This window comes from Microbulbifer maximicatervae (SeqCode) (assembly GCF_056232625.1).
In genome coordinates this window covers 1,206,563-1,226,482 of the sequence record NZ_CP174324.1, presented here as the reverse complement: position 1 = coordinate 1,226,482, position 19,920 = coordinate 1,206,563, and the positions used below count along the sequence as shown (strand labels likewise).

Here is a 19,920-nt window from a genome sequence, read left to right as displayed (position 1 = left end):
TACTATCAGGGCGCAATGCATTTGCATTGCGCCCTTTGTTGCCTATGAAATCCAGATACCGTTTACTGTGGATCAAGCTCCACACCTATTTTTCCTGCTTTTTTCTACCCATTGCCATTTTGTATATCGCCACGGGCGTGCTCTATCTATTTGATATAGAGGGGGGCGTCGATGAACAATTTGAGTACACAGTTACTCTACCCAAGGGCCTGCCCAGCAATGAGCAAGAGACTCTGGATACCATATCTCCGTTTGTTCAGCCCACTGAAGTATCATTGCCGGCAGATTTCTATTTGGAAGATGAGTGGATTGGTTGGTACGGCTACAAACGCCAAGTCTATTTGGAGCCAAGCCAGGATAAGCAGTCAGCGATACTTCATGTAAAAGAACACGATCTATGGCATCAATTTCTGCTGATTCATAAAGGTCATGCCGGTCCCCTCTTCTGGTTCTCAGCCATTATGCTTGGTGCAAGTCTGTTATTTAGCCTGATTAGTGGATTAGTGGTCGCCTTTGCGGTACCAAAATTCAGGAAGACCGCTATACAATTTACTTCTCTCGGTTTTGTTGCGCTGGTAGCTGCCTTTTTTATAGGGGGCTGAAACCTGTCACTTAAGGGAGTTTTAGTTAGGGAGCCTCTGAGTAACAATCTAGTACCTCTATAGCTCTTAAAGGTCTGCGATAAGCAACTTTAAGAGCGGGTTCATGGAATTACTCAGAGTCTCCTAGATCAAGCTTAAAAATTTTAAGCAAGTTGACAAATCTTATCCTCCAACTGCTGTTTAAATTGATAAAGATGGATGCCATCCAGAAAGCAGTGATTAACTTCAACATACATCGAGGTGACAAGGCGGCCCTCTTGGCGATGGTATTTACCCCAAAAAATAAAAGGTATTCCTGGATCACAACCTTCTTTCTGTACAGGCTTTACCTGTAGACCAGAGAAGTCACCCCAGGGGTAGCAGCTGATATTCAAGATATCATGGCGGCTGATGAAATTTTCTACGGGGAGGTACTCAGATTGCGCCTGTGAAAGTCCCTTAGCCTTGTGGACGAACTCTGTCAGATTCGTTTCCATTCTTGCCATAACGAGTTTGAATAACTCATTATCCCCTAAATCAGAAAATAAAGGGTGCAGCATATCGTGCTCAATGGGCTGGCCATTGACGATACGATGCCTGAAACCCGCTATTTCATTTCCCACCTGCGTGACCAGAAAAATAAGGCTGTAATAAAAAGGGAGTGTATTTTTTTTACAGAAAGATACCAGATTTGTCACATCGACCGGCTGGGTTAAGCCTATCCGAGTTGACCCTGCACTGCTCATAAAAAATTCAAAGTGGGCCTTTCTATTCCAGCGTTCGATATCTATTGGAGTCATGGACATATGAATATCGAGCCTTCAATGGATATTCATAGTTTAGGTTAGATTATAAGTAGCACCGGCGTTGCTAGTAGCTTTTATCTAGTTGGGACGCCTGGAATATATTTAGAGGCTTTAGCTAGCATGCCGTAATCGCCATTTCAAAACGTTCTTCCCTTCCGGCTAATACCATTTTAGTAACGCTATTATTTCTCTCTTTCGCCCCTGTTTGGGGCACTAAAATAAGTCCCAACAACAGACTGTGCCACCTCATAAACAGCGATCATCTGTGCATAATTTGCAAAAGTGATGTTCCTGCTTATAAGTTTTAAGAAGGATACAGCTCCCTATAATAACTTCCAGCTGTTACAGCGAAATATCATCTAGATAACCAGGACTATTAACTATGACTACCAAGTACGAAAATGCCGTTTTGGATGATCAAGCATTGATTGAGGGACTTAAGTCTATTAACCCGGTATGGGGAGATCTAGCTGTACGAGTCGCAGGCGAGGTATGGGGAAAGCCGCTTCTGGATCAGAAAACCAAAGCACTAATCACTATCGCTATTGACCAAATGGCGCTCAATGTAAATGGTGAAGGTAACCCGTTTGGAGCCCATGTTGATATGGCACTCAAACAAGGGGCAACGTATGAAGAGATTGAGGAATTGATTGTTTTTGCCTCAATGTATACAGGCTTCAATAAAGGGGCTACCACTATGGGCGCACTGAATAAGCTTCGACATGATCGAGGAGATATCTAATGGCTATCCCCGGACTTAAAAAAGCAGATCATATAGGATTCACCGTTCCGGATGTTGATTTGGCCGTTGAGTTCTTTAGTACACACTTTGGCTTTGAGCTGGCTTATACGTTTGGGCCATTTGCCTCAGACGATACCTGGATGACGGATCACCTTAATGTAAATCCTCGTGCAGAGATCAAGAAAATTGCTGTTATGAATGCTAACAGCATCAATCTGGAAATATTCGAGTATGCCGACAACATAGATCGAAATAAGGTGGCACCAAACAATGCTGATGTTGGGGGGCATCATTTAGCATTCTATGTTGAAGATATTGATGCTGCGGTTGAATACCTTAAGAAACAGAATATAGAGGTACTCGGCGCTCCTACGGTAATGACTGAAGGGCCAACTGAAGGAGAGACCTGGGTGTATTTCATGGCTCCATGGGGCATGCAACTTGAACTTGTTTCATATCCTAATGGAAAGGCCTATGAGCAGTTGACTAACGTACGCCTATTTGACCCTCGATGAATATTCTCGCCACTATTTTGGTTGTTATTGCAGGTATGGGGCTCTCCGTCGAGGCGGGATTGTTAGGGCCCCTAGGTATGCAGGTTGGTCACTTGTGGGCCACCTTAAGCATATTTGGTGTTGGGACAGCCCTACTTTGGCTCATCAGTCTATTTGTCCCCAGTGCAAAATATATAAGCTGGCGAGAGGTTCCAAAGTGGCAGCTTTCAGGTGGCTTATTGGGACCTGTTTACGTTGTTGTTCTAACTTTAGCCACTCCTATACTTGGAGTAGCTATGACCATGATCGGGATTCTTGTGGGGCAAACAGCCAAAAGCTTCCTAATTGACTCACTGGGGTGGTTTGGGGTACGTAAACAGCCCATTAATCTCCTGAGAATATGTGGGGCAACATTTTTATGCCTTGCATTATATTTTACCTACTTGGGAGCCAAATTATGATTGGGCTGATGTTACTCGCAGTACTATCCGGCGTAGCGTTGAGCTCCCAGGCGGCAATTAACGGAAAATTTGGAGAAAGTGTAGGAGTTGTCCAAAGCGCCCTATTTACCTTTGGTATCGGAGCTGTAGTGATGGGCTTACTGGTGTTTTTCTTTGGAAAACACAGCGGCCCATCAATTCTTTCCGTACCTAAGTGGCAACTAACAGGTGCACTTTTTGGTATCTTCTACATGATAGTCGTAGTTGCTGTTGTTCCCAGAATTGGTGTGGCATCAACAACAATTGCAACGATTTTTGGGCAGATGAGCATGAGTTTGATTATTGATACCCAGGGATGGTTTACGAATCCGTCTATCCCGTTAAGTTCCTGGCGAATTGCCGCAATGGTTTGCGTAGTTCTAGCGTTGATCTGTAATTACCTTGCTAATCGGAGAGCGCCAGTTCGCAGTAATGAGGCACTACAGCCCGCTATCCAAAGTTAGCTGAATATACAGGAGTAAAGCACTACTCAGAGGGGCCATAACATCACTCAACAGTTACCCACTATCGACCGCTAGCTAATGAATTACGATATATCAATATTAGAGTTAAAACTGTTCTTAATGACGGCCCAATTGGGTAACTACTCTGAGGTTTCCAGGCAGCAGGGAATGACACCGTCCTCTGTATCGCGAAAAATGGCTCAGCTAGAGGGGAAAGTGGGAACCAAACTACTGCACCGTCATACCAGGGCAATATCACTGACGGATGAAGGTACGGCCTTTGCAAAGTATTGTAGCGATATTGTTCGTCAGTATGAGTTAGTTTGCGGGCAAATTGAGCAAAGGGCCAACACACCACGGGGGGTTGTTAAAATCAGCGCCCCCGTTGCTTTTGGGCGGCTTCATATTGCTCCTTATATTCCAGATTTGTTAGAGCTTTATCCGCTGCTTAGGATCGAAATGCAGCAGACAGATAGCTTTATTGACCCTGCTAAGGAGGGTATTGACTTACTTATCAGAATTGGAGCGCTCCAAGATTCAGGCTTGAAAATGAATCGCTTTGGCAATCATAACTTTGTATTGGCAGCCAGCCCGGAATATCTGAGAGCAAATGGGGTTCCGGAAACCCCAGAGCAGTTAATTGCTCACAACTGTTTGGTATTTAAGGGAACCAATGGGCTACAGCGCTGGTTTATCGGTAAAGATGGTTTGACACCCTATGAAGTTAAGGGATCACTTTACAGCAATAATGCAGAAACGCTGGTTTCCAGTGCTATAGGGGGAGCTGGGGTTGTTATGTTCCCAACTTGGTTAATCAATGAAGAGATTCGGTTGGGCAAGCTGGTTCCTATTTTGACTGACTACCGCGCATCTTCATCGGCAGAAAACCAAACTATTAATGCGCTCTACTTACCTACGGATAACCTGGCTCCCAAAGTACGTGTTGTTATTGATTTCCTAAAGGAGAAATACGGTAGTCCCTGCTATTGGGATGCTAAATAGAGAAGCCCTCTTGCTATGACGTGTGCATTGTAATGCAAACAGGTTTTGGTTACAGGCAGGGGCTCCTGCCTCGGCCTGTAACTTCTACTTGGTATTGAATAGCCGGCTAACCTAAATAATCTACACTCATCAAATACCGTAAGAAGAGTTAAAATTTATAACTCACCATTAATGACGTACGTCTAGAGCTATCAGTGTCCACGATTGGGCTATTACTAATCTCATCGCCATACCAGGTTTGATATACGCCTCCCATAAGAATGAGGTTTGGGCTAATGCTGTAACCCACTTGTACACCTAACCGGGTAATGATATCTGCATCTGCTTCATACGCTGCCCTATCTTGGGTTACCTCATTTAGGTCCACGCCATAGTAGTAATCCAACGCACTATCACTTTGCCAGCTAATAGTGAAGTCGGGTTTGATGATCCACTTTTGGTGCTTGTAAGGCAGACTATATCCAGCCGATAGACTGTATCCGTCGTGGGTATCACTGATATCTTGTGAGATGCCAACCTTCCAAAGGCCCACAGGGCTTTTATAGTTCATAGATAAGTTGGCAAGAATCGCCAGGTCAAGCTCTTCCATATCGCTGAGCTTATCACTGTCCCCTCTGTCTCTATCACCAGCGAAGTCGCCGCCAATACCAAGCTTCACTCGAAGTTTATCGTCGTGGTACAGATCAGCACCCAACTCAAAACCCTGAAAGTAAAAGCGCTTGTAGCGGGCTGAGATCAGTGGAAATATGTTGTTTTGGTCCTCTCCATCAACGTAGATTGACTCAACGCTAAAGGTCCCAATACCTACAGAAAGTGCCGTCTCATCCTGCCTTGGCGGCTTCTGGGTAACTTCATCTGCAAAAGCTAGGCTGGATAATGCCGAACCCACCAGCGCGGTGCACATACTCAAAGTTAATGGCAGAGAACTCTTATGGTTTTGATCTCGCAAACTAGACATATTGAATCCCAATTTGAACTGGTTGAAGTTCCGTTATTTCTGGAGTGGATTCTATGCCGATAAAGGTAAACGCCAGGTAAATAAACTCATGCCCAGGCCAGGTTAACGGTTAAGTATTGTTCATTTTTGTTGTAAGAAAAGATCCATTGCTGCTGATCGGCCACTTGCTTCAGGATATGAAGGCCTAAACCAAAACCCTGCCCTTCCCCCCTGTCAAAATGCACCTGCTGCTCCGGCAGTATGGGGTTCTGAACCCGGATTCCATTTGCATCAAAATCAATATCAATACTTCCCTCAAGGGTATGTTCAAAGGCATTTCTGAGCAGATTGGTTATAGCGATATCCAATAGCACTTGTACTTGCTTCAAGTTGACCGAACTATCCGAATTGAGATGAACTTGTACATCTCGCTGACCCAAGAGGTATTTGAGCTGCTCAACTCGAGTTTGAAGCATATTACTGAAATCAAATTCTTTTGATTCCAGATTTACCTTGCTTTGAGATAGCAGTAGAAGTGCCTGTGTTAGCTGGGTCATCTGCTCATAGGAGCGCTCAATCTGCTCCAGTTGAGTATCGATTGGCTTACCTTTTTTTTGCCTTACCTTCACCACATGCAAGGCACTGCCAATGGTTGCCAAAGGGGTTCTCAATTCATGGCTCGCATTCTGTAGAAATTGCTTTTCCTGCTCTTGATGATTCCATACCTGCTGTAGCGACTCTTGCAGTACTCGCCCTACACGACCAAATTCATCCTTCCTTTGCTTTAAAGATTCCGGGATCGGAGTCAACTTATGCCTACTGTTCTGCGCAAATTTCTCCAGGTCTTTTAATGGCGATATCACTTGTCTTGCAAGAATAAGAGGCACACTTAATGCTAAAGTAAAGGTTAGTAAGACACCGATAAGAACTTCAATTTCTACCTTTTTGTACTTGCTGGGTATTGCAGCTTCTTCTATTTCCAGCACGTAGTAAGTTGTCTTAAGGGCGCTTTCAGCATAAGGCATAATGGCTAAATAGTAGCGATCATCAATTAAGTCTTTGCTAAAGTGCACCCTTTTTTCTTCGCCGTCAGCTTCCTCTAACACACGCCTTGCCGTATCTGGCAGTGAACTGTACTCATCATATGTTTGTAACTGGGCAAAAAAAGGGTCATCAACAACCCCTCCAGCCTCATTGATACGTTTTTCAGCTACAGATATCAGTGTCGCACCTAAGGCGTGCTTAACCATTTTCACTTTGGATTTCTCAACGACAACTGCACTGCATGCCACAATTGCGGCAAGAATCCAAATATAATGAAAGAAAAATTTTCTGCGAATGGAGCGATCAAAGGCTTTCATCACGCTTCCCCAAGATAACACCCTTCCCTCTGATCGTGTGCAGTAGTGGAAAACTGAACCCCTTATCAATTCCCTGCCGCAACCGATACAGATGTACTTTGATTACGTCGGATTCGGGGGAAAGAAACTGCCATAAATGCTGTTCAATTTTTTCTTTAGTAACCAGCTTTGGACTCTGTTGCATCAAAAACACGAGCAATTCCCAACAGATTGGGGGCAGATTTATAGATTTTCCCTGTCTGGTGACTTCATGGGTCTCTAAATTAACTTCCAGGTCCTCAACTTTATAACGGGTTTGGGTAACACGTCGTTTTATTGATAGAGACCGAATCCGCGCGACCAGCTCAAGCATTTCGAAGGGTTTAACCAGATAGTCGTCCCCTCCAGATTGGAAACCGGTGATTTTATCGTCCAATTGGTCCAGCGCGGTCAGCATCAATATTGGTGTCGAGCTTCCTTCATTGCGCAACTTAGAACTCACCTCGAAACCGCTTCTACCCGGCATCATGACATCAAGTACGATTACATCGAAGTCATGCTTTGAGGCCAGCTCAGTGGCCATTATTCCATTGTCAGCGTAGTCACATCGAATATTGTACTCTTCGAGGCTCTCAATAATATTGGACGCCAGTGCGTGATTGTCTTCAGCTAAGAGTACCAATAATGGCGTTTTGCAGTCAGGCCCCATTGATCTAGTCACTCAAAAGTTCTCGATAGCCTGGAATAATAAGGCTCAATGGGTAAACGGTAAGTAAACAAGTGTAAAAGTGATGAAATTTCAATCACCCGCATAAAGCTTGCTTGTGAGCAGGCCTGACTACAAATACGAGATCTATAGCCCCTCTTCCCAAAAGGCTATTTGATTGCTGGATTACAATTTTGGTTAAAACTCATTTTCGGCAATAGTTGCTGCCAGCTGCTTAAGCTTTGGCTGCTGCCCCTCGATATTGGTGAGCCCAATTATTAAATGGTTTTCTTCAGGAAATATGACGATTAGGGCGCTAAAGCCATAGATTCCGCCAGATTGCGTATACACTTTTTTGCCAGCGACTGTGGAGGTAACCCAGCCAAAACCATATCCCCTCTCGACAAAAACATCCTCTTTGTCAGCGGCAGGAATCAAAGAGCCTGTGGCAATGGACTCGGACCAGGTTTCCAAGTCTGCCAGGTTACTGGACAAGGCCCCCGCAGAATAAGGAATCGACATATCAATATAGTTTGCCAGCTCAGCCTGGTTAGCGGTTGCATAGCCTTGAGCGTGGTTCGCTTGGGAGATTGTACTCTCGCCATATATTGTATGATCCAAGCCTAGCCCCTCCAGGATATGTTGGGACAAGTACTGCGTGTAGGTGTACCCGGAGATCAACTCAATAAGGTACCCCAGTAAAATATAGTTAGAGTTTGAATAGCTATATTTTTCACCAGGCTCGAACTCCAGAGGCTTAAACTTAGTCAGATTGACCAATTCCAAAGGGCTAAAAGATTCATTGTGGTCAATTCCGTAAAAAAACTCCGGGATACCTGAGCGATGAGTGAGGAGGTGTCTAAGGGTGATCTCATCTCCTCTTGGGTAGTCCTTCACAAAATGTGAAACAGGCATGTCGTAGCTGGGAATTTTTCCAGTGTTTTTTAGCTGTACAACCACTAATGCCGTCAGGGTCTTGGAGAGAGAGCCAATTCGATACTGAGTATCAATTCGGTTAGGTATCTTTTGGGCTACATTGGCAAAGCCGAACCCTTTTCTCAAAATATCGGTGCCATCACGCTTGACGAGAAATGACCCTATAAAACCTTCAGATTCAAGCAAACTTTCAGCGCTAGTGTAATCCGAGTGGGATGGATGACTGTAGACTTGTGGAGAGAGTGCACCGAAAGAAGCGATTAACAAAACCGCAAGACAAACTGCTTTCATTCTTATATCCGTGAAACTGTAGATGAGCTGTAATCGGCTCCGGGCCATGGGGCGAGAAATACCCTAAGTCTTTGACAAAAGCTAGTCAATTTTTGGGGGTTACTAGATCGACAGTGCGTGATAGACCTAAAGAGCTGGCCGTCACTACAAAAAAGAGAGGGGGCATATAACAGGAGAGGTACCTCCCCAGCACATGTCTGGCTGGGGAAGTGAACGGTCTCGCCCCTTATTGGGGGCGAAGCCTAAAGTTTACAGGCAGACAATGTTTTCTGCTTGTGGGCCTTTAGCGCCCTGAGTCACGGTAAACTCTACCTTCTGGCCTTCGGCCAAGGTTTTAAAACCGCCACCGGAAATTGCGCTGAAGTGAGCAAAAACGTCGGGACCGGATTCCTGGGCGATGAAGCCAAAACCTTTCCCTTCGTCAAACCACTTAACGGTACCAGTAACTGTATTAGACATAATAGATATCCTTGATTGAACAATTGCGCTCCAATTGAATGGAGTTGTGCGGGCAAAAAGTATTATTTTAAACGAGACCGAACGAAGGATTATGACTAAAACTACGAGGTAAACTGCAATAAAAAATGGCTTTTAAACCGGCGGACGAATAGTAGCACTAGCCTGTCACCTATGTCCACTTTTGCCTAAATCTACTCCCGACATTGGTACTCAGACTGCCGTCCACTGCCGCATAAAGGCGCGATGAACCGGAGGCACTGAGGCGATGCAGTGGGCCGATAGCCACAATGCCGATTTTGCCAAAGGATTGCTCGAGGAGATCAGCTTTCTCGCCAGCTCTGTTTTCTTAACCACGGACTCCCCTGCCTCATGCCGGGAGGTAGAGTAGCTATCGACCGCACCGTTAGCGATAGCAGAGGCTGCGGCTATGGCATCGGCCATACCCAGATTCATCCCCTTCCCTCCCACTGGAGAGTGGCAATGGGCTGCGTCTCCAGCCAACAACACCCGGTGCTTTCGGTAAGTTTCTGCCTGTCGGATGGAGATTTTAAAGGCCGCTGTCCTTCGGATGTTGGCGATTTCTATCGGCAGCCTGAGGGTTGCCAGGGCATCTTCGGTTGATGATGCGATGCGAGCGCGGCGCCACTCGATAGGGAGTACCAAGGTGAACTCACCTTCCCCGCCGTACAGGTCCAGGGCAATCTCTTCCGGATCGAAGTTTCCTCTCAAATCCACATCCGCAATTGACCACTTATTGGGCAGATCAATACCCGGGTACTGTATTTTCAGCTGTTGTCGCACGGCGGACTGTATACCGTCTGCGGCAATCACCCAGTCAAAAGAGGCGCTGGTATTGTCTGAGAAATTGACGGCCGCCTTGTCTGGGGTGGTTGTGATGTTAGTGACTGAGACCCCGTACTCAACTTCGACGCCCCTCTCGGCAAGAGTATCCCTGAGGATTCCCTCAGTCCGGTTTTGCGGCAACCCGAGAGGAACCCTATCGCGAAACTCATTTCCGCTGTTGTCGATATAAACCAGGGTTCTCTCATCGCGCAATATGTGCATTTTCCTCAGAGGCATCGCCTCTGCAAGAAAGGGATCTGCGGTTCCCAGCTCCCGAAGGGCATCAATGGTGGCCGGCATAATGCCAACAGCGCGGGAGAGTTCGGAAGGGCTATCTTTGCGCTCAACAATACGGCACCTCAGCCCCAAGGAAGTGAGGGCGACTGCAGCAGTCAATCCGGTCGGACCGGCACCAATTACCAGGATATCCATCGATACAACTTGTAGCCTGAAAGCTCAACCGGTCGACACAGAATGCCTCGATCGCTACAGGGAGCTTGTGCTGCAAGCTTAGACAAATTTCTACCGCTATAGAGGGGTGTTATGCACTCTAAATGTGCTCAGCCCCTCTTCTGTGGTATCCCTACTTAAATACTTTTATCTCTGTCGGAGGAGTCGGGAATGTCACTGTAGCCCAGGGCCGCTGCGGGCTTATCCATCGAAGCACCCTGGCGATCCAGAACACCGATATCCAATACTGGTGAGGCATCGATATGTTGAGCGTCCATCATTTGGGCCACGCGCTGTAGTGAAGCAATAATCATGCTCTGCTCCCAGTCTTTCAAATCGCCAAACTGACGAGCAAACTGGTCCTGGAGCGGTATGGGGGCATCGCGCAAAGTCTCAGCGGCCTCTTCAGTAAGATATGCATGCACTTTGCGCTTATCCGCCTGGGAACGCTGGCGATAAACCAAACCTCTCTTCTCCAGGCGGTCAAGAATATTGGTCACGGTTGCCTGACTCAGGCTGACCTCGTTGGCCAGTTCGCCGATCGTCACTTCACCCTTGTTGCGAATAGCTTGTAGCAATAGCACCTGGGGGGCGGTTAGACCGGTGGTTTTTGCCAGATGCTTGGAGTGCAAATCTGTGGCTCTTATTACTCGTCGCAAGGCCACTAGCACTTGTTCGATACTGTTCAAAGCTACCTCTTAATCTCGAAATCTGGGTGATTGTGTCAATTATATCGCTGGAGACTTTAATCGCTAAGCCCTTCTAATTTAAAGGCAGAGTACGCCGCTAAAGCGCACGCTGTTCAAGTAACCCCCCTCTGGATACCCCCTGCCCAAAAGCAGTTCCAAATTAATCCCAAAGCTTTACTTTCGATCTCAAAGGAATATTTTATGGCTTCAATAGGTGAGTCATCCCAATAAGTCACCAAAAATTAGGTTGTATTATGCATAAGGCGTGGGCTGGACTTTACACTTTACTGCTGTACGATGCTTAGCCCTCAATACAAATTCACAATAAAACCGGTACAAAATCACTTAATTTGGGTTAATTTTCACCGCAGTGAGCTTATTTTAACCGTTAAAGTGTTTAGAGCTAAAATAATTGGTTGCCGGTTACGGAGGTTTTTTGTCTAGTTCAGAGAGTATTTCATTGCGAATCCCATCCCTTGAAGACGGTATTGCAGCCCATCGATTAATCGCCAACTGCCCACCTCTGGATACAGATTCCAACTATTGCAGCCTGCTCCAATGCGGCCACTTTGCCAACACCTCGGTAATTGCAGAAGCTGGTGGAGAGACTTTGGGGTTTACCTCTGGATACATAATCCCCGACCGCCCAGACACATTGTTCATTTGGCAAGTTGCGGTGGCTGAACAATCCCGAAACCTAGGGCTTGCCTCTCAAATGCTCAGCAACATTATTGGACGCCCCCATTGCAAGTCGGTGAAGTTTATTGAAACCACAATAACCGAGCACAACCTACCCAGCTGGGCACTTTTCCATAGCACCGCAGAAAAGTTAGCTGCCGACCTTGACTCTTCACCCTGGATGGATTCACTGAAACATTTCGATGGGGTGCACCCCTCTAAAACACTTGTTCGTATCGGGCCCATAGCCCAATAAACATTTATTCTTCATGGGGAGGGAGAAGCCTCCTGGGCGAAGGACCTGAGTAACCCAGATCTAACGACGGTAAAACCCTGGCAAAAGTTGAGGACCTGCTAGACTTAAGGCACCTCTGCACGGCTCCTTATTTTCACTCAGATAGATCGACTACGCAGGTCGTAAGTTAGAAGTATCGATGACCAGACAGCCCCCAATGCCAGAGACTCTCCACCCCGATTCTCAATTGCAGTCGCACTTTCAAATCCCGACGCGGAAGCTATGCACCCCCACTCGATACAGGGGTGCTGGGACGGTTTTGTGATGAGCCACTGCCCGGTTTCTCTCGCAGCAAGTAATCGACCTCGATCTCCCGGCCTGAATTTAATTTGATTCTCCCACTCTTTTTTCAAGCAAGAGAAAGGATCTGTTAGAGACGATGCATACGATAGAAAAGATTGGCGGCACCTCCATGACGGACTACGAGTCAGTCAGGGATAATATTATTAAAGGTAGCTCCAAGGGGCTCTACAACCGTGTTTTTGTAGTCTCCGCCTACGGGGGTATCACCGATCTACTTCTCGAGCAAAAAAAGAGTGGTCAGCCGGGGATTTATGCTCTCTTTTCCAGCAGTATTGAAGATGATAGCTGGCTGACTAAATTCGCCGAGCTTCGTGAAGCGCTACTGCAAATCAATAGCCGCCTGTTTGAGCGAGGAGATCTCCTGGCTGAAGCCAACGCATTTCTGGACGAGCGGCTGGAGAGCGCCAATAAATGTTTGCGAGATCTGCAAAGTCTCTGCCAGCACGGCCATTTTTCCCTCGATGCCCATTTGGCCACCGTAAGGGAAATGTTAGCCAGCCTGGGCGAGGCCCACAGTGCATGGAATACCGCAAAATTACTCCAGCGGGATGGTGTTAATGCCTGCTTTGTGGACCTCACCGGCTGGCGAACTAATAGGCACATCCCTTTGGATGAGCGCATTCGCGATGCCTTCTCCAATATCGACTTAAGCAAGCAGCTTCCCGTCGTGACCGGTTATGCCCACAGCGACAAGGGACTGCTGACTTCATTTGATCGCGGCTATAGTGAAATGACTTTCAGCCGCCTCGCGGTCCTTACCGGTGCAAAGGAAGCGGTAATTCACAAAGAGTTTCACCTGAGCAGCGCTGATCCCCACTTGGTGGGAAAGGAAAACGCGGTACCGATCGGCCGAACCAATTACGATGTTGCAGATCAGTTAGCCAACCTCGGGGTGGAAGCAATTCATCCAAAAGCGGCCAAGGGGCTGCGCCAACAGAATATTCCCCTGAGAGTAAAAAACACCTTTGAACCCGAACACGCCGGCACCCTGATCACGGGTGATTATGTGAGCGACTCCCCAAGGGTGGAGATCATTGCGGGCTGCAAAGGTGTCTATGCCCTGGAGTTATTTGATCAGGATATGGCTGGAACCATTCACGATTATGATCGCGAGGTGCTACTGGTTATCAAGCGCTTTAAGGCCCACATTATTTCCAAAGATACCAATGCCAACACCCTTACTCACTTTCTCTCCACCAATTTGAAAACTATCAAACGGATTCAGTCGGCATTAGAAGAGCGCTTTCCCGAGGCAGAATTGAATCAACGCAAGGTTGCGATCGTCTCCGCCATCGGTAGTGATATGCAAATCCCCGGCGTACTTGCCAAGGCAGTGCAGTCGATGTCCACTAACAACATTCAAGTGCTGGCTATGCATCAGTCTCTGCGCCATGTGGATATGCAGTTCATTGTTAATGAGCTGGACTATGACACAGCCGTTCGAACCCTGCATGAGGCCCTGGTTGAAATTTATGATCACGGGACGGCAATATGCCTCGCCTCTTGAGTGCGGGTGCCCTGCTCCTGGTATTTATTTCAGTTATATCTGCTGCACAGGAGGCAGGAGAAAAGAAGCAGGATCAGGAAAGTGTGCAAAGCGAAGTAGATACCCTCCAGAAACCCCTATACACCCCCTTTGTCGAGCGCTATGTGCTCGATGAAATCAAGCAATTGCGTATTGATCAGGCTAAAGCCAAGCAGGAGTTAATACAGCAAATCGTCGATCGGGAGCACAACTCTGTTGATCGCGCAGTGGCCTATGCCACCGATACGGTGACCTACTTCTTTTACCTGATAGCCGCAGCCACTTCGATTCTGGTATTGGTGGGCTGGCGATCGTTCCAGGATATTAAGGAGCGCGTGCACTCCCTGGCCGATGAAGAAATATCCAAACTGGTCCAAGAGTACGAGAAGCGCCTGGAAGTTATAGAAAAGCAGCTCCAGCAGAAAACCCAACATATCGAAGAAAACCGCGAGGAAATCGAGCTAACCCAGGAGGTTCAGTCCCTTTGGTTACGAGCGCAACAGGAATCCTCTATTGCCAACAAAATAGCGATCTATGATGAGATATTGCGCCTTCGCCACGAAGATGTAGAGGCGCTTACCTATAAGGCTGATGCGGTATTGGAACTGGATGAGCCCCAGTGGGCCGCGAACCTTTGCCATCAGGCCTTGGGTATCGACCCGGATAACAGCCACGCCTTTTATCAGTTGGCTTGTGCCCATACCACCATGGGGCAATTTGATGAAGCATTGCGCTATCTGGCTGAGGCAATTCAGCGGCGGGAGAGCTATCGAGAAGAAATCATCAGTGATAGCGCTCTGCAACCCTTAGCTGAGAGCAAAGTCTTTAAGGATCTGGACCAGGTTATCGCAAATACCCCCTTCCCTCAGAACAGTGGCAAGGGCTCATAAAACAGGCCGCTTACAAGCAGGCCATATTAAATCCCCAAGCCGGTTAACGACCTGGCTTTACCCTCCCTCTGGATAGTCTTATGAGTTGCAGGCCCAACCTTTTGTATGATTTTTAAACAGCCCTTTTTATAGAGTTCAAATGAGATTTTTGGCCCAATTCGAGCCTAACCTACCCCTCTAGAAATCGGTTTTACGCTGTATCCGCCGGGAAATAAATCCCCTACGAACCTGCCGCTTTTGTTGCATTGAGTGCTAACAATTAGAGTTCAAATTAAAAATATGTTACATTTTGTGTCATATCGCTCGATAAACGACTATCGAGACCGGGCTGGAATCTGACGATTAGGGACAAATGTCTTCGTCAGACCGGCCCTTTTTTATGATGACTGGACCTTCACGATCGGCCCATTGCGCCCTTCAAGTCCATCGCCAACGAACAACCGACTGACCCTCTGTTAAAGCAGTATGGAGAGACAGATGTCACTGGACAAACAACGGAATTTTGTAGACGGCCGCTACCTGTCGAATGAGAGCGGCGAGTGCTTTGATGTATATAACCCGGCGACCAACGAGGTCAGCTACCAGGTTGAGGTTGCCGACGAGAAGGTACTCGCAGAAACCATCGAGAGCGCCAAGCGCGGTTTTGCCCAGTGGTCAGCGATGATGCCGGTAGAACGCAGCCGCATCCTGCTGAAAGCAGTAGCACTGTTGCGCGAGCGCAACGACGAACTGGCAGCTATCGAAGTGACTGATACCGGCAAGCCCTGGCAGGAAGCCAGTGTTGTCGACGTGGTGACTGGGGCCGATTCCATCGAATTCTTTGCCGGCCTGGCTGCAGGCATTGAAGGCAATCAGCAGCAAGTCGGTGAGGACTTCTACTACACCCGCCGCGAGCCCCTGGGCATCTGCGCCGGAATCGGTGCCTGGAACTACCCCTTACAAATCGCTTGCTGGAAAGCCGCCCCGGCCCTGGCCTGCGGTAACGCCATGATCTTCAAACCTTCCGAAGAGACCCCCAAAGGTGCTTTGAAGTTGGCTGAAATCTTTATTGAAGCGGGCATGCCCCCGGGTGTTTTCAACGTAATCCAGGGTGATGGCGCCGTGGGTGCCTGGCTGACTAGCCACCCGGATATCGCCAAGGTTTCCTTTACCGGCGAAGTGGGTACCGGCAAGAAAGTGATGGCCGCAGCGGCTTCCAACCTGAAAGAAGTCACCATGGAGCTGGGAGGCAAGTCCCCGCTGGTGATCTTTGATGATGCCGACCTGGAGCAAGCCGTTTCTGCTGCCATGCTGGGCAACTTCTACACCCAGGGTGAAATCTGCACCAACGGTACCCGGGTATTTGTACACCGCAGCATCCACGATCAGTTCCTTGCTCGCCTGAAGGAGCGTGTTGAGCAAAATATTATTGCCGGTGATCCGATGAATCCGGACACCAACTTCGGCGCCCTGATTTCTGCCAAGCACCAGCAACTGGTGATGGACTACATCAGCAAGGGTAAAGAGGAAGGCGCGACCCTGTTCTGCGGCGGCCACACCCTCTCACCTGAGAATTCACCTAACGGTTACTTCGTTGCTCCCACTGTATTCACCGACTGTCATGACGATATGACCATTTGCCGCGAAGAGATCTTCGGCCCGGTAATGTCGGTACTGGTCTTTGATGACGAGGACGAGGTGATCCGCCGCGCTAACGATACCCGTTTGGGCCTCGCCGCCGGCGTATTTACCCGTGATATCACTCGCGCCCACCGTGTTATCCACCAAATGCAAGCGGGTATCTGCTGGATTAATGCCTACGGCGCTTCCCCGGCAGAAATGCCGGTAGGCGGATACAAGTTATCCGGAATCGGACGCGAAAATGGACTTGCGACCCTGAACCACTACACCCAGCTAAAAGCGGTGTATGTGGGCCTGGCACCACTGGAAAGTCCATTTTAAGCGGTACCCTGTATGAGTGAGTTTGACTACATCATTGTCGGCGCCGGCTCTGCCGGTTGCGTTCTGGCCAACCGCCTGTCTGCCCAGGAAGATAAAAAAGTCCTCCTGGTAGAGACAGGAGGTAGTGATCGCAGCATCTTTATCCAGATGCCCACCGCACTATCTATTCCCATGAATACCGACAAGTACGCCTGGCAGTTTATGACTGAACCAGAGCCGTACTTGGACAACCGCAGCATGCATTGCCCCAGAGGCAAGGTGCTCGGGGGTTCATCCTCGATTAACGGGATGGTTTACGTGCGCGGGCACGCCAAAGACTTTGATGAGTGGGCACAGCACGGCGCCGAAGGCTGGGACTATGCGCACTGTCTGCCCTACTTCAAACGCTCTGAGACCTGGGCTTTCGGCGGTGACGATTACCGTGGCGACGAAGGTCCTCTGGGGGTCAATAACGGCAATGAGATGGCCAACCCCCTTTATGGAGCCTTTATCGAAGCCGGTAAAGAAGCTGGCTACGACTACACCGCAGATTACAACGGTGAGCAGCAAGAGGGCTTTGGCCCCATGCATATGACGGTAAAAGATGGAAAGCGTTGGTCTACCGCCAACGCCTACCTGAAACCGGCAATGCAGCGCCCCAATTTGACGGTATTGACCCACGCCACTGTACATAAGGTGATTCTGGAAGGTAAACGGGCAGTCGGAATCAAACTTGAACGCAAGGGAAAGATCTTGGAGTTCAAGGCGCGGCAGGAAGTCATCCTCAGCGCAGGTCCCATCGGCTCCCCTCACCTTCTTCAGCTCTCCGGAATCGGAGATCCCGACACACTGGCAGAAGCCGGTATCGAACTCCAACACGAACTCCCCGGCGTCGGCCAAAACTTGCAGGATCATCTGGAGTTCTATTTCCAGTTCCGCTGCAACCAGCCGATTTCCCTGAATGGCAAGCTCGACCCCTGGAATAAATTCCTGATCGGCGCCCGCTGGATACTGAAGAAGGATGGCCTCGGAGCCACCAACCATTTCGAGTCCTGCGGTTTTATTCGCTCCAAAGAAAATGTGGAGTGGCCGGACCTGCAATATCACTTCCTGCCGGCAGCCATGCGCTATGACGGCCGCGAAGCTTTCGACGGCCACGGCTTCCAGGTGCATATCGGGCACAACAAGCCCAAGAGTCGCGGCAGGGTCAAAGTGGTGAGCAGTGATCCCAAGCAATCCCCTTCCATCCTGTTTAATTATTTACAGGAGAAAGAGGATGTTGAGGGTTTCCGCGCTTGTGTACGACTGACTCGAGAGATTATCAATCAGCCGGCTTTCGACGAGTACCGGGGCGATGAAATCCAGCCTGGCACCGATATCCAGACTGATGAACAAATTGACGCTTTCGTACGGGAATCCGTCGAGAGTGCTTACCACCCGTCCTGCTCCTGCAAGATGGGCACTGATGTAATGGCAGTGGTAGACCCGGAAACCCGCGTACACGGTTTGCAGGGTTTAAGAGTTGTAGATTCCTCCATCTTCCCAACCATTCCCAACGGCAACCTGAATGCGCCCACCATTATGGTGGCGGAGCGGGCTGCTGACCTGATTTTAGGGCGCCCTGTATTGGCGCCCTCCGAGGCATCGGTAGCGACCAAAGCTACCAGCACTCAGCGACCTGGCCGCCCTGCGCGCTCAGTGAGCTGAATTTACGTCGGCGCTCTGGCAGAGATTTGACTGCCCCCTTCAAATGCGACGGGGATACTCAAATCTCGCACAGCAATGCCCTCTGGGGGCGCCGGCATACCAATAACTAGCTGGAGACTCAGCATGACAGCTTGGCTTTCTGCGGGATTATTGTTTACCTTCACGGCAATAATTTTCTCGCTGATTAAATGGGGAAATGTGAAGATGGTCGGGGTGACCCCGGTTAAAACCTTCACTTTTATAGCGATCCTTTTCACCTCCGGCCTCGATGTAGGCCTTATCATGTTCCCCCTCACCGAGTTCGGTGGCTACGCAGACCTAACCGCAAACCCAGAATACGGCTTCACCAACGCGCTCGCGATTGAGTTTGGTTTTTGGGCCTTCCTGATCTGGGGCTTCTACTTCCTCACCTGCTTTTACTTCTGCATTATCGAACCCAAAGTTAAATTCTTTGAGATAGGCCTAGTAAAACTAATCAACAATGTAGTGATTATCGGAACCTGTGCCTTTACCGCCTACTTGCTGCTCAGCAACCTGCCCTGGTACCTGCCGCAAGTTGGCGATGGTGAAACTATTGTTGGCACCTTCTACCTGATCGTCTTTGCAGTGATCGCCGCTGCGGTCTACTCATCCACCAGCCTGCGCTATGTACGCTTCCTCAGCCTGGCGACTACCTGGATGTTTATTGGCCTGATCGCGGTAATGTGGGTAGGCGCCTTTACCGGTGAGAACGGCAGCGTTGGAGACTTTGCTTCCACCTTTGCACTGCTCGGCGGTTACTTCGGCAATATCCACCAGTTCGCACTGCCATTAAATGACTACCACGAGTTCTACCTGTTCTGGTGGTTTGCCTGGAGCATTATGATTGGCCAGTTTACCTCCCGCTTTGTGGGCGGCCTGCGCACTTACCAAGTACTGGCGGCGATGCTGATCTTCCCATCCATCCCCATCGCGCTCTGGTTCACCGTGCTCTACTACTACTCCAGCCAAGGCCTGGATACCAGTGGCTTCTACAACCTGGCCATGGTGATTGTGGGTATTACCTTCGTGATCAATTCACTGGACTCCTTGATTCGCCTGTACACCGACAACCTGGGTATGACCGTTGCGCGTCTGGGCAAGTGGAAATACTTCGTGCTGAACCTGGTTGCGATGAGCCTGCTCACCCTGTTGTTCAAGCTCAACTTCCTGCAAATCCAGTGGATCGGCGCCCTGGTAATTGGCATTTTCTTCTGCTGCCTGGGTTACATCCTGGTGAAGCGCTTCAGGGCGGTAGCAACTATCGATTCCTCGCCTAAAGAAAACAAGATCGACTTTAACAAGATCGAACTGGCGAGCTAACTGTTGAAATCCCCCGCCTAGTTTGGCGGGGGCTACAAAAAA

Annotated in this window: 20 protein-coding genes; 12 read left to right on the top strand and 8 right to left on the bottom strand. The window is 48.7% G+C overall.

The genetic code is table 11. From position 1 onward, the window contains the following. Positions 1-44: 44 nt before the first annotated feature. Positions 45-602, top strand: a complete 558-nt coding sequence (locus ACJJI6_RS05370; protein WP_475712727.1) for a PepSY-associated transmembrane domain-containing protein — start codon at positions 45-47, stop codon at positions 600-602. A gap of 143 nt (positions 603-745) precedes the next feature. On the opposite strand, the gene ACJJI6_RS05365 is transcribed toward ACJJI6_RS05370, so the two are convergent. Then, positions 746-1,387 (bottom strand): CatA-like O-acetyltransferase, encoded by a 642-nt coding sequence (locus ACJJI6_RS05365; RefSeq protein ID WP_475712726.1) that lies wholly within the window; start codon positions 1,385-1,387, stop codon positions 746-748. 382 nt (positions 1,388-1,769) lie between these two features. Here ACJJI6_RS05365 and ACJJI6_RS05360 point away from each other — a divergent pair, with 382 nt between their 5' ends. From ACJJI6_RS05360 to ACJJI6_RS05340, 5 genes are all read left to right on the top strand, one after another. Continuing rightward, positions 1,770-2,129, top strand: a complete 360-nt coding sequence (locus tag ACJJI6_RS05360; protein ID WP_413665785.1) for a carboxymuconolactone decarboxylase family protein — start codon at positions 1,770-1,772, stop codon at positions 2,127-2,129. Further along, the gene (locus tag ACJJI6_RS05355; protein ID WP_475712725.1) at positions 2,129-2,644 is read left to right on the top strand and encodes a VOC family protein; all 516 of its coding nucleotides are present in this window, start codon (positions 2,129-2,131) and stop codon (positions 2,642-2,644) included. Before ACJJI6_RS05360 ends, ACJJI6_RS05355 begins: the two co-directional genes overlap by 1 nt. Continuing rightward, positions 2,641-3,084, top strand: a complete 444-nt coding sequence (locus ACJJI6_RS05350; RefSeq protein ID WP_445354243.1) for a DMT family transporter — start codon at positions 2,641-2,643, stop codon at positions 3,082-3,084. Before ACJJI6_RS05355 ends, ACJJI6_RS05350 begins: the two co-directional genes overlap by 4 nt. After that, positions 3,081-3,566: a DMT family transporter gene (locus ACJJI6_RS05345; protein ID WP_444908314.1), complete on the top strand. Its 486-nt coding sequence runs from the start codon at positions 3,081-3,083 to the stop codon at positions 3,564-3,566. Before ACJJI6_RS05350 ends, ACJJI6_RS05345 begins: the two co-directional genes overlap by 4 nt. 78 nt (positions 3,567-3,644) lie before the next feature. Further along, the gene (locus ACJJI6_RS05340; RefSeq protein ID WP_444913055.1) at positions 3,645-4,568 is read left to right on the top strand and encodes a LysR family transcriptional regulator; all 924 of its coding nucleotides are present in this window, start codon (positions 3,645-3,647) and stop codon (positions 4,566-4,568) included. A 148-nt stretch (positions 4,569-4,716) separates the two neighbouring features. Here ACJJI6_RS05340 and ACJJI6_RS05335 read toward each other — a convergent pair whose 3' ends face one another. From ACJJI6_RS05335 to ACJJI6_RS05305, 7 genes are all read right to left on the bottom strand, one after another. Beyond that, the gene (locus ACJJI6_RS05335) at positions 4,717-5,526 is read right to left on the bottom strand and encodes a MipA/OmpV family protein (protein ID WP_475712724.1); all 810 of its coding nucleotides are present in this window, start codon (positions 5,524-5,526) and stop codon (positions 4,717-4,719) included. Between the two features lie 86 nt (positions 5,527-5,612). Next, positions 5,613-6,866: a sensor histidine kinase gene (locus ACJJI6_RS05330; RefSeq protein WP_475712723.1), complete on the bottom strand. Its 1,254-nt coding sequence runs from the start codon at positions 6,864-6,866 to the stop codon at positions 5,613-5,615. Next, positions 6,853-7,566 carry a response regulator transcription factor gene (locus ACJJI6_RS05325; protein WP_444927794.1) on the bottom strand — a complete coding sequence of 238 codons (714 nt, stop codon included), beginning with the start codon at positions 7,564-7,566 and terminating at the stop codon, positions 6,853-6,855. Before ACJJI6_RS05325 ends, ACJJI6_RS05330 begins: the two co-directional genes overlap by 14 nt. Before the next feature lie 183 nt (positions 7,567-7,749). Continuing rightward, the gene (locus ACJJI6_RS05320; RefSeq protein WP_475712722.1) at positions 7,750-8,778 is read right to left on the bottom strand and encodes a serine hydrolase domain-containing protein; all 1,029 of its coding nucleotides are present in this window, start codon (positions 8,776-8,778) and stop codon (positions 7,750-7,752) included. Between the two features lie 249 nt (positions 8,779-9,027). Then, on the bottom strand, positions 9,028-9,237 hold the full coding sequence (locus tag ACJJI6_RS05315; protein ID WP_108733254.1) for a cold-shock protein: 210 nt from the start codon (positions 9,235-9,237) through the stop codon (positions 9,028-9,030). Between the two features lie 210 nt (positions 9,238-9,447). Continuing rightward, positions 9,448-10,512 carry an FAD-dependent oxidoreductase gene (locus tag ACJJI6_RS05310; protein WP_475712721.1) on the bottom strand — a complete coding sequence of 355 codons (1,065 nt, stop codon included), beginning with the start codon at positions 10,510-10,512 and terminating at the stop codon, positions 9,448-9,450. A 155-nt stretch (positions 10,513-10,667) separates the two neighbouring features. Further along, a complete protein-coding gene (locus ACJJI6_RS05305) occupies positions 10,668-11,219 on the bottom strand; it encodes a MarR family winged helix-turn-helix transcriptional regulator (RefSeq protein ID WP_475712720.1) in 552 nt (183 codons plus the stop codon). 436 nt (positions 11,220-11,655) lie between these two features. Here ACJJI6_RS05305 and ectA point away from each other — a divergent pair, with 436 nt between their 5' ends. The 6 genes from ectA to ACJJI6_RS05275 all read left to right on the top strand — a co-directional run bounded on the left by ectA (position 11,656) and on the right by ACJJI6_RS05275 (position 19,878). Beyond that, positions 11,656-12,153 (top strand): diaminobutyrate acetyltransferase, encoded by a 498-nt coding sequence (ectA, locus tag ACJJI6_RS05300; protein ID WP_475712719.1) that lies wholly within the window; start codon positions 11,656-11,658, stop codon positions 12,151-12,153. Positions 12,154-12,571: 418 nt separating this feature from the next. Continuing rightward, positions 12,572-14,002 carry an aspartate kinase gene (locus ACJJI6_RS05295; protein ID WP_475712718.1) on the top strand — a complete coding sequence of 477 codons (1,431 nt, stop codon included), beginning with the start codon at positions 12,572-12,574 and terminating at the stop codon, positions 14,000-14,002. Then, positions 13,987-14,910 (top strand): TPR end-of-group domain-containing protein, encoded by a 924-nt coding sequence (locus ACJJI6_RS05290; protein WP_475712717.1) that lies wholly within the window; start codon positions 13,987-13,989, stop codon positions 14,908-14,910. The genes ACJJI6_RS05295 and ACJJI6_RS05290 overlap by 16 nt, the downstream gene beginning before the upstream one ends. Positions 14,911-15,387: 477 nt before the next feature. Continuing rightward, a complete protein-coding gene (gene betB / locus ACJJI6_RS05285; RefSeq protein WP_475712716.1) occupies positions 15,388-16,851 on the top strand; it encodes a betaine-aldehyde dehydrogenase in 1,464 nt (487 codons plus the stop codon). Between the two features lie 12 nt (positions 16,852-16,863). After that, entirely contained in the window at positions 16,864-18,537 is a 1,674-nt protein-coding gene (betA, locus tag ACJJI6_RS05280; RefSeq protein WP_445354255.1) for a choline dehydrogenase, read from the top strand. Positions 18,538-18,660: 123 nt separating this feature from the next. Further along, positions 18,661-19,878, top strand: coding sequence for a BCCT family transporter (locus ACJJI6_RS05275; protein ID WP_475712715.1), 1,218 nt, complete (start codon positions 18,661-18,663; stop codon positions 19,876-19,878). The last annotated feature ends 42 nt before the right edge of the window (positions 19,879-19,920 follow it).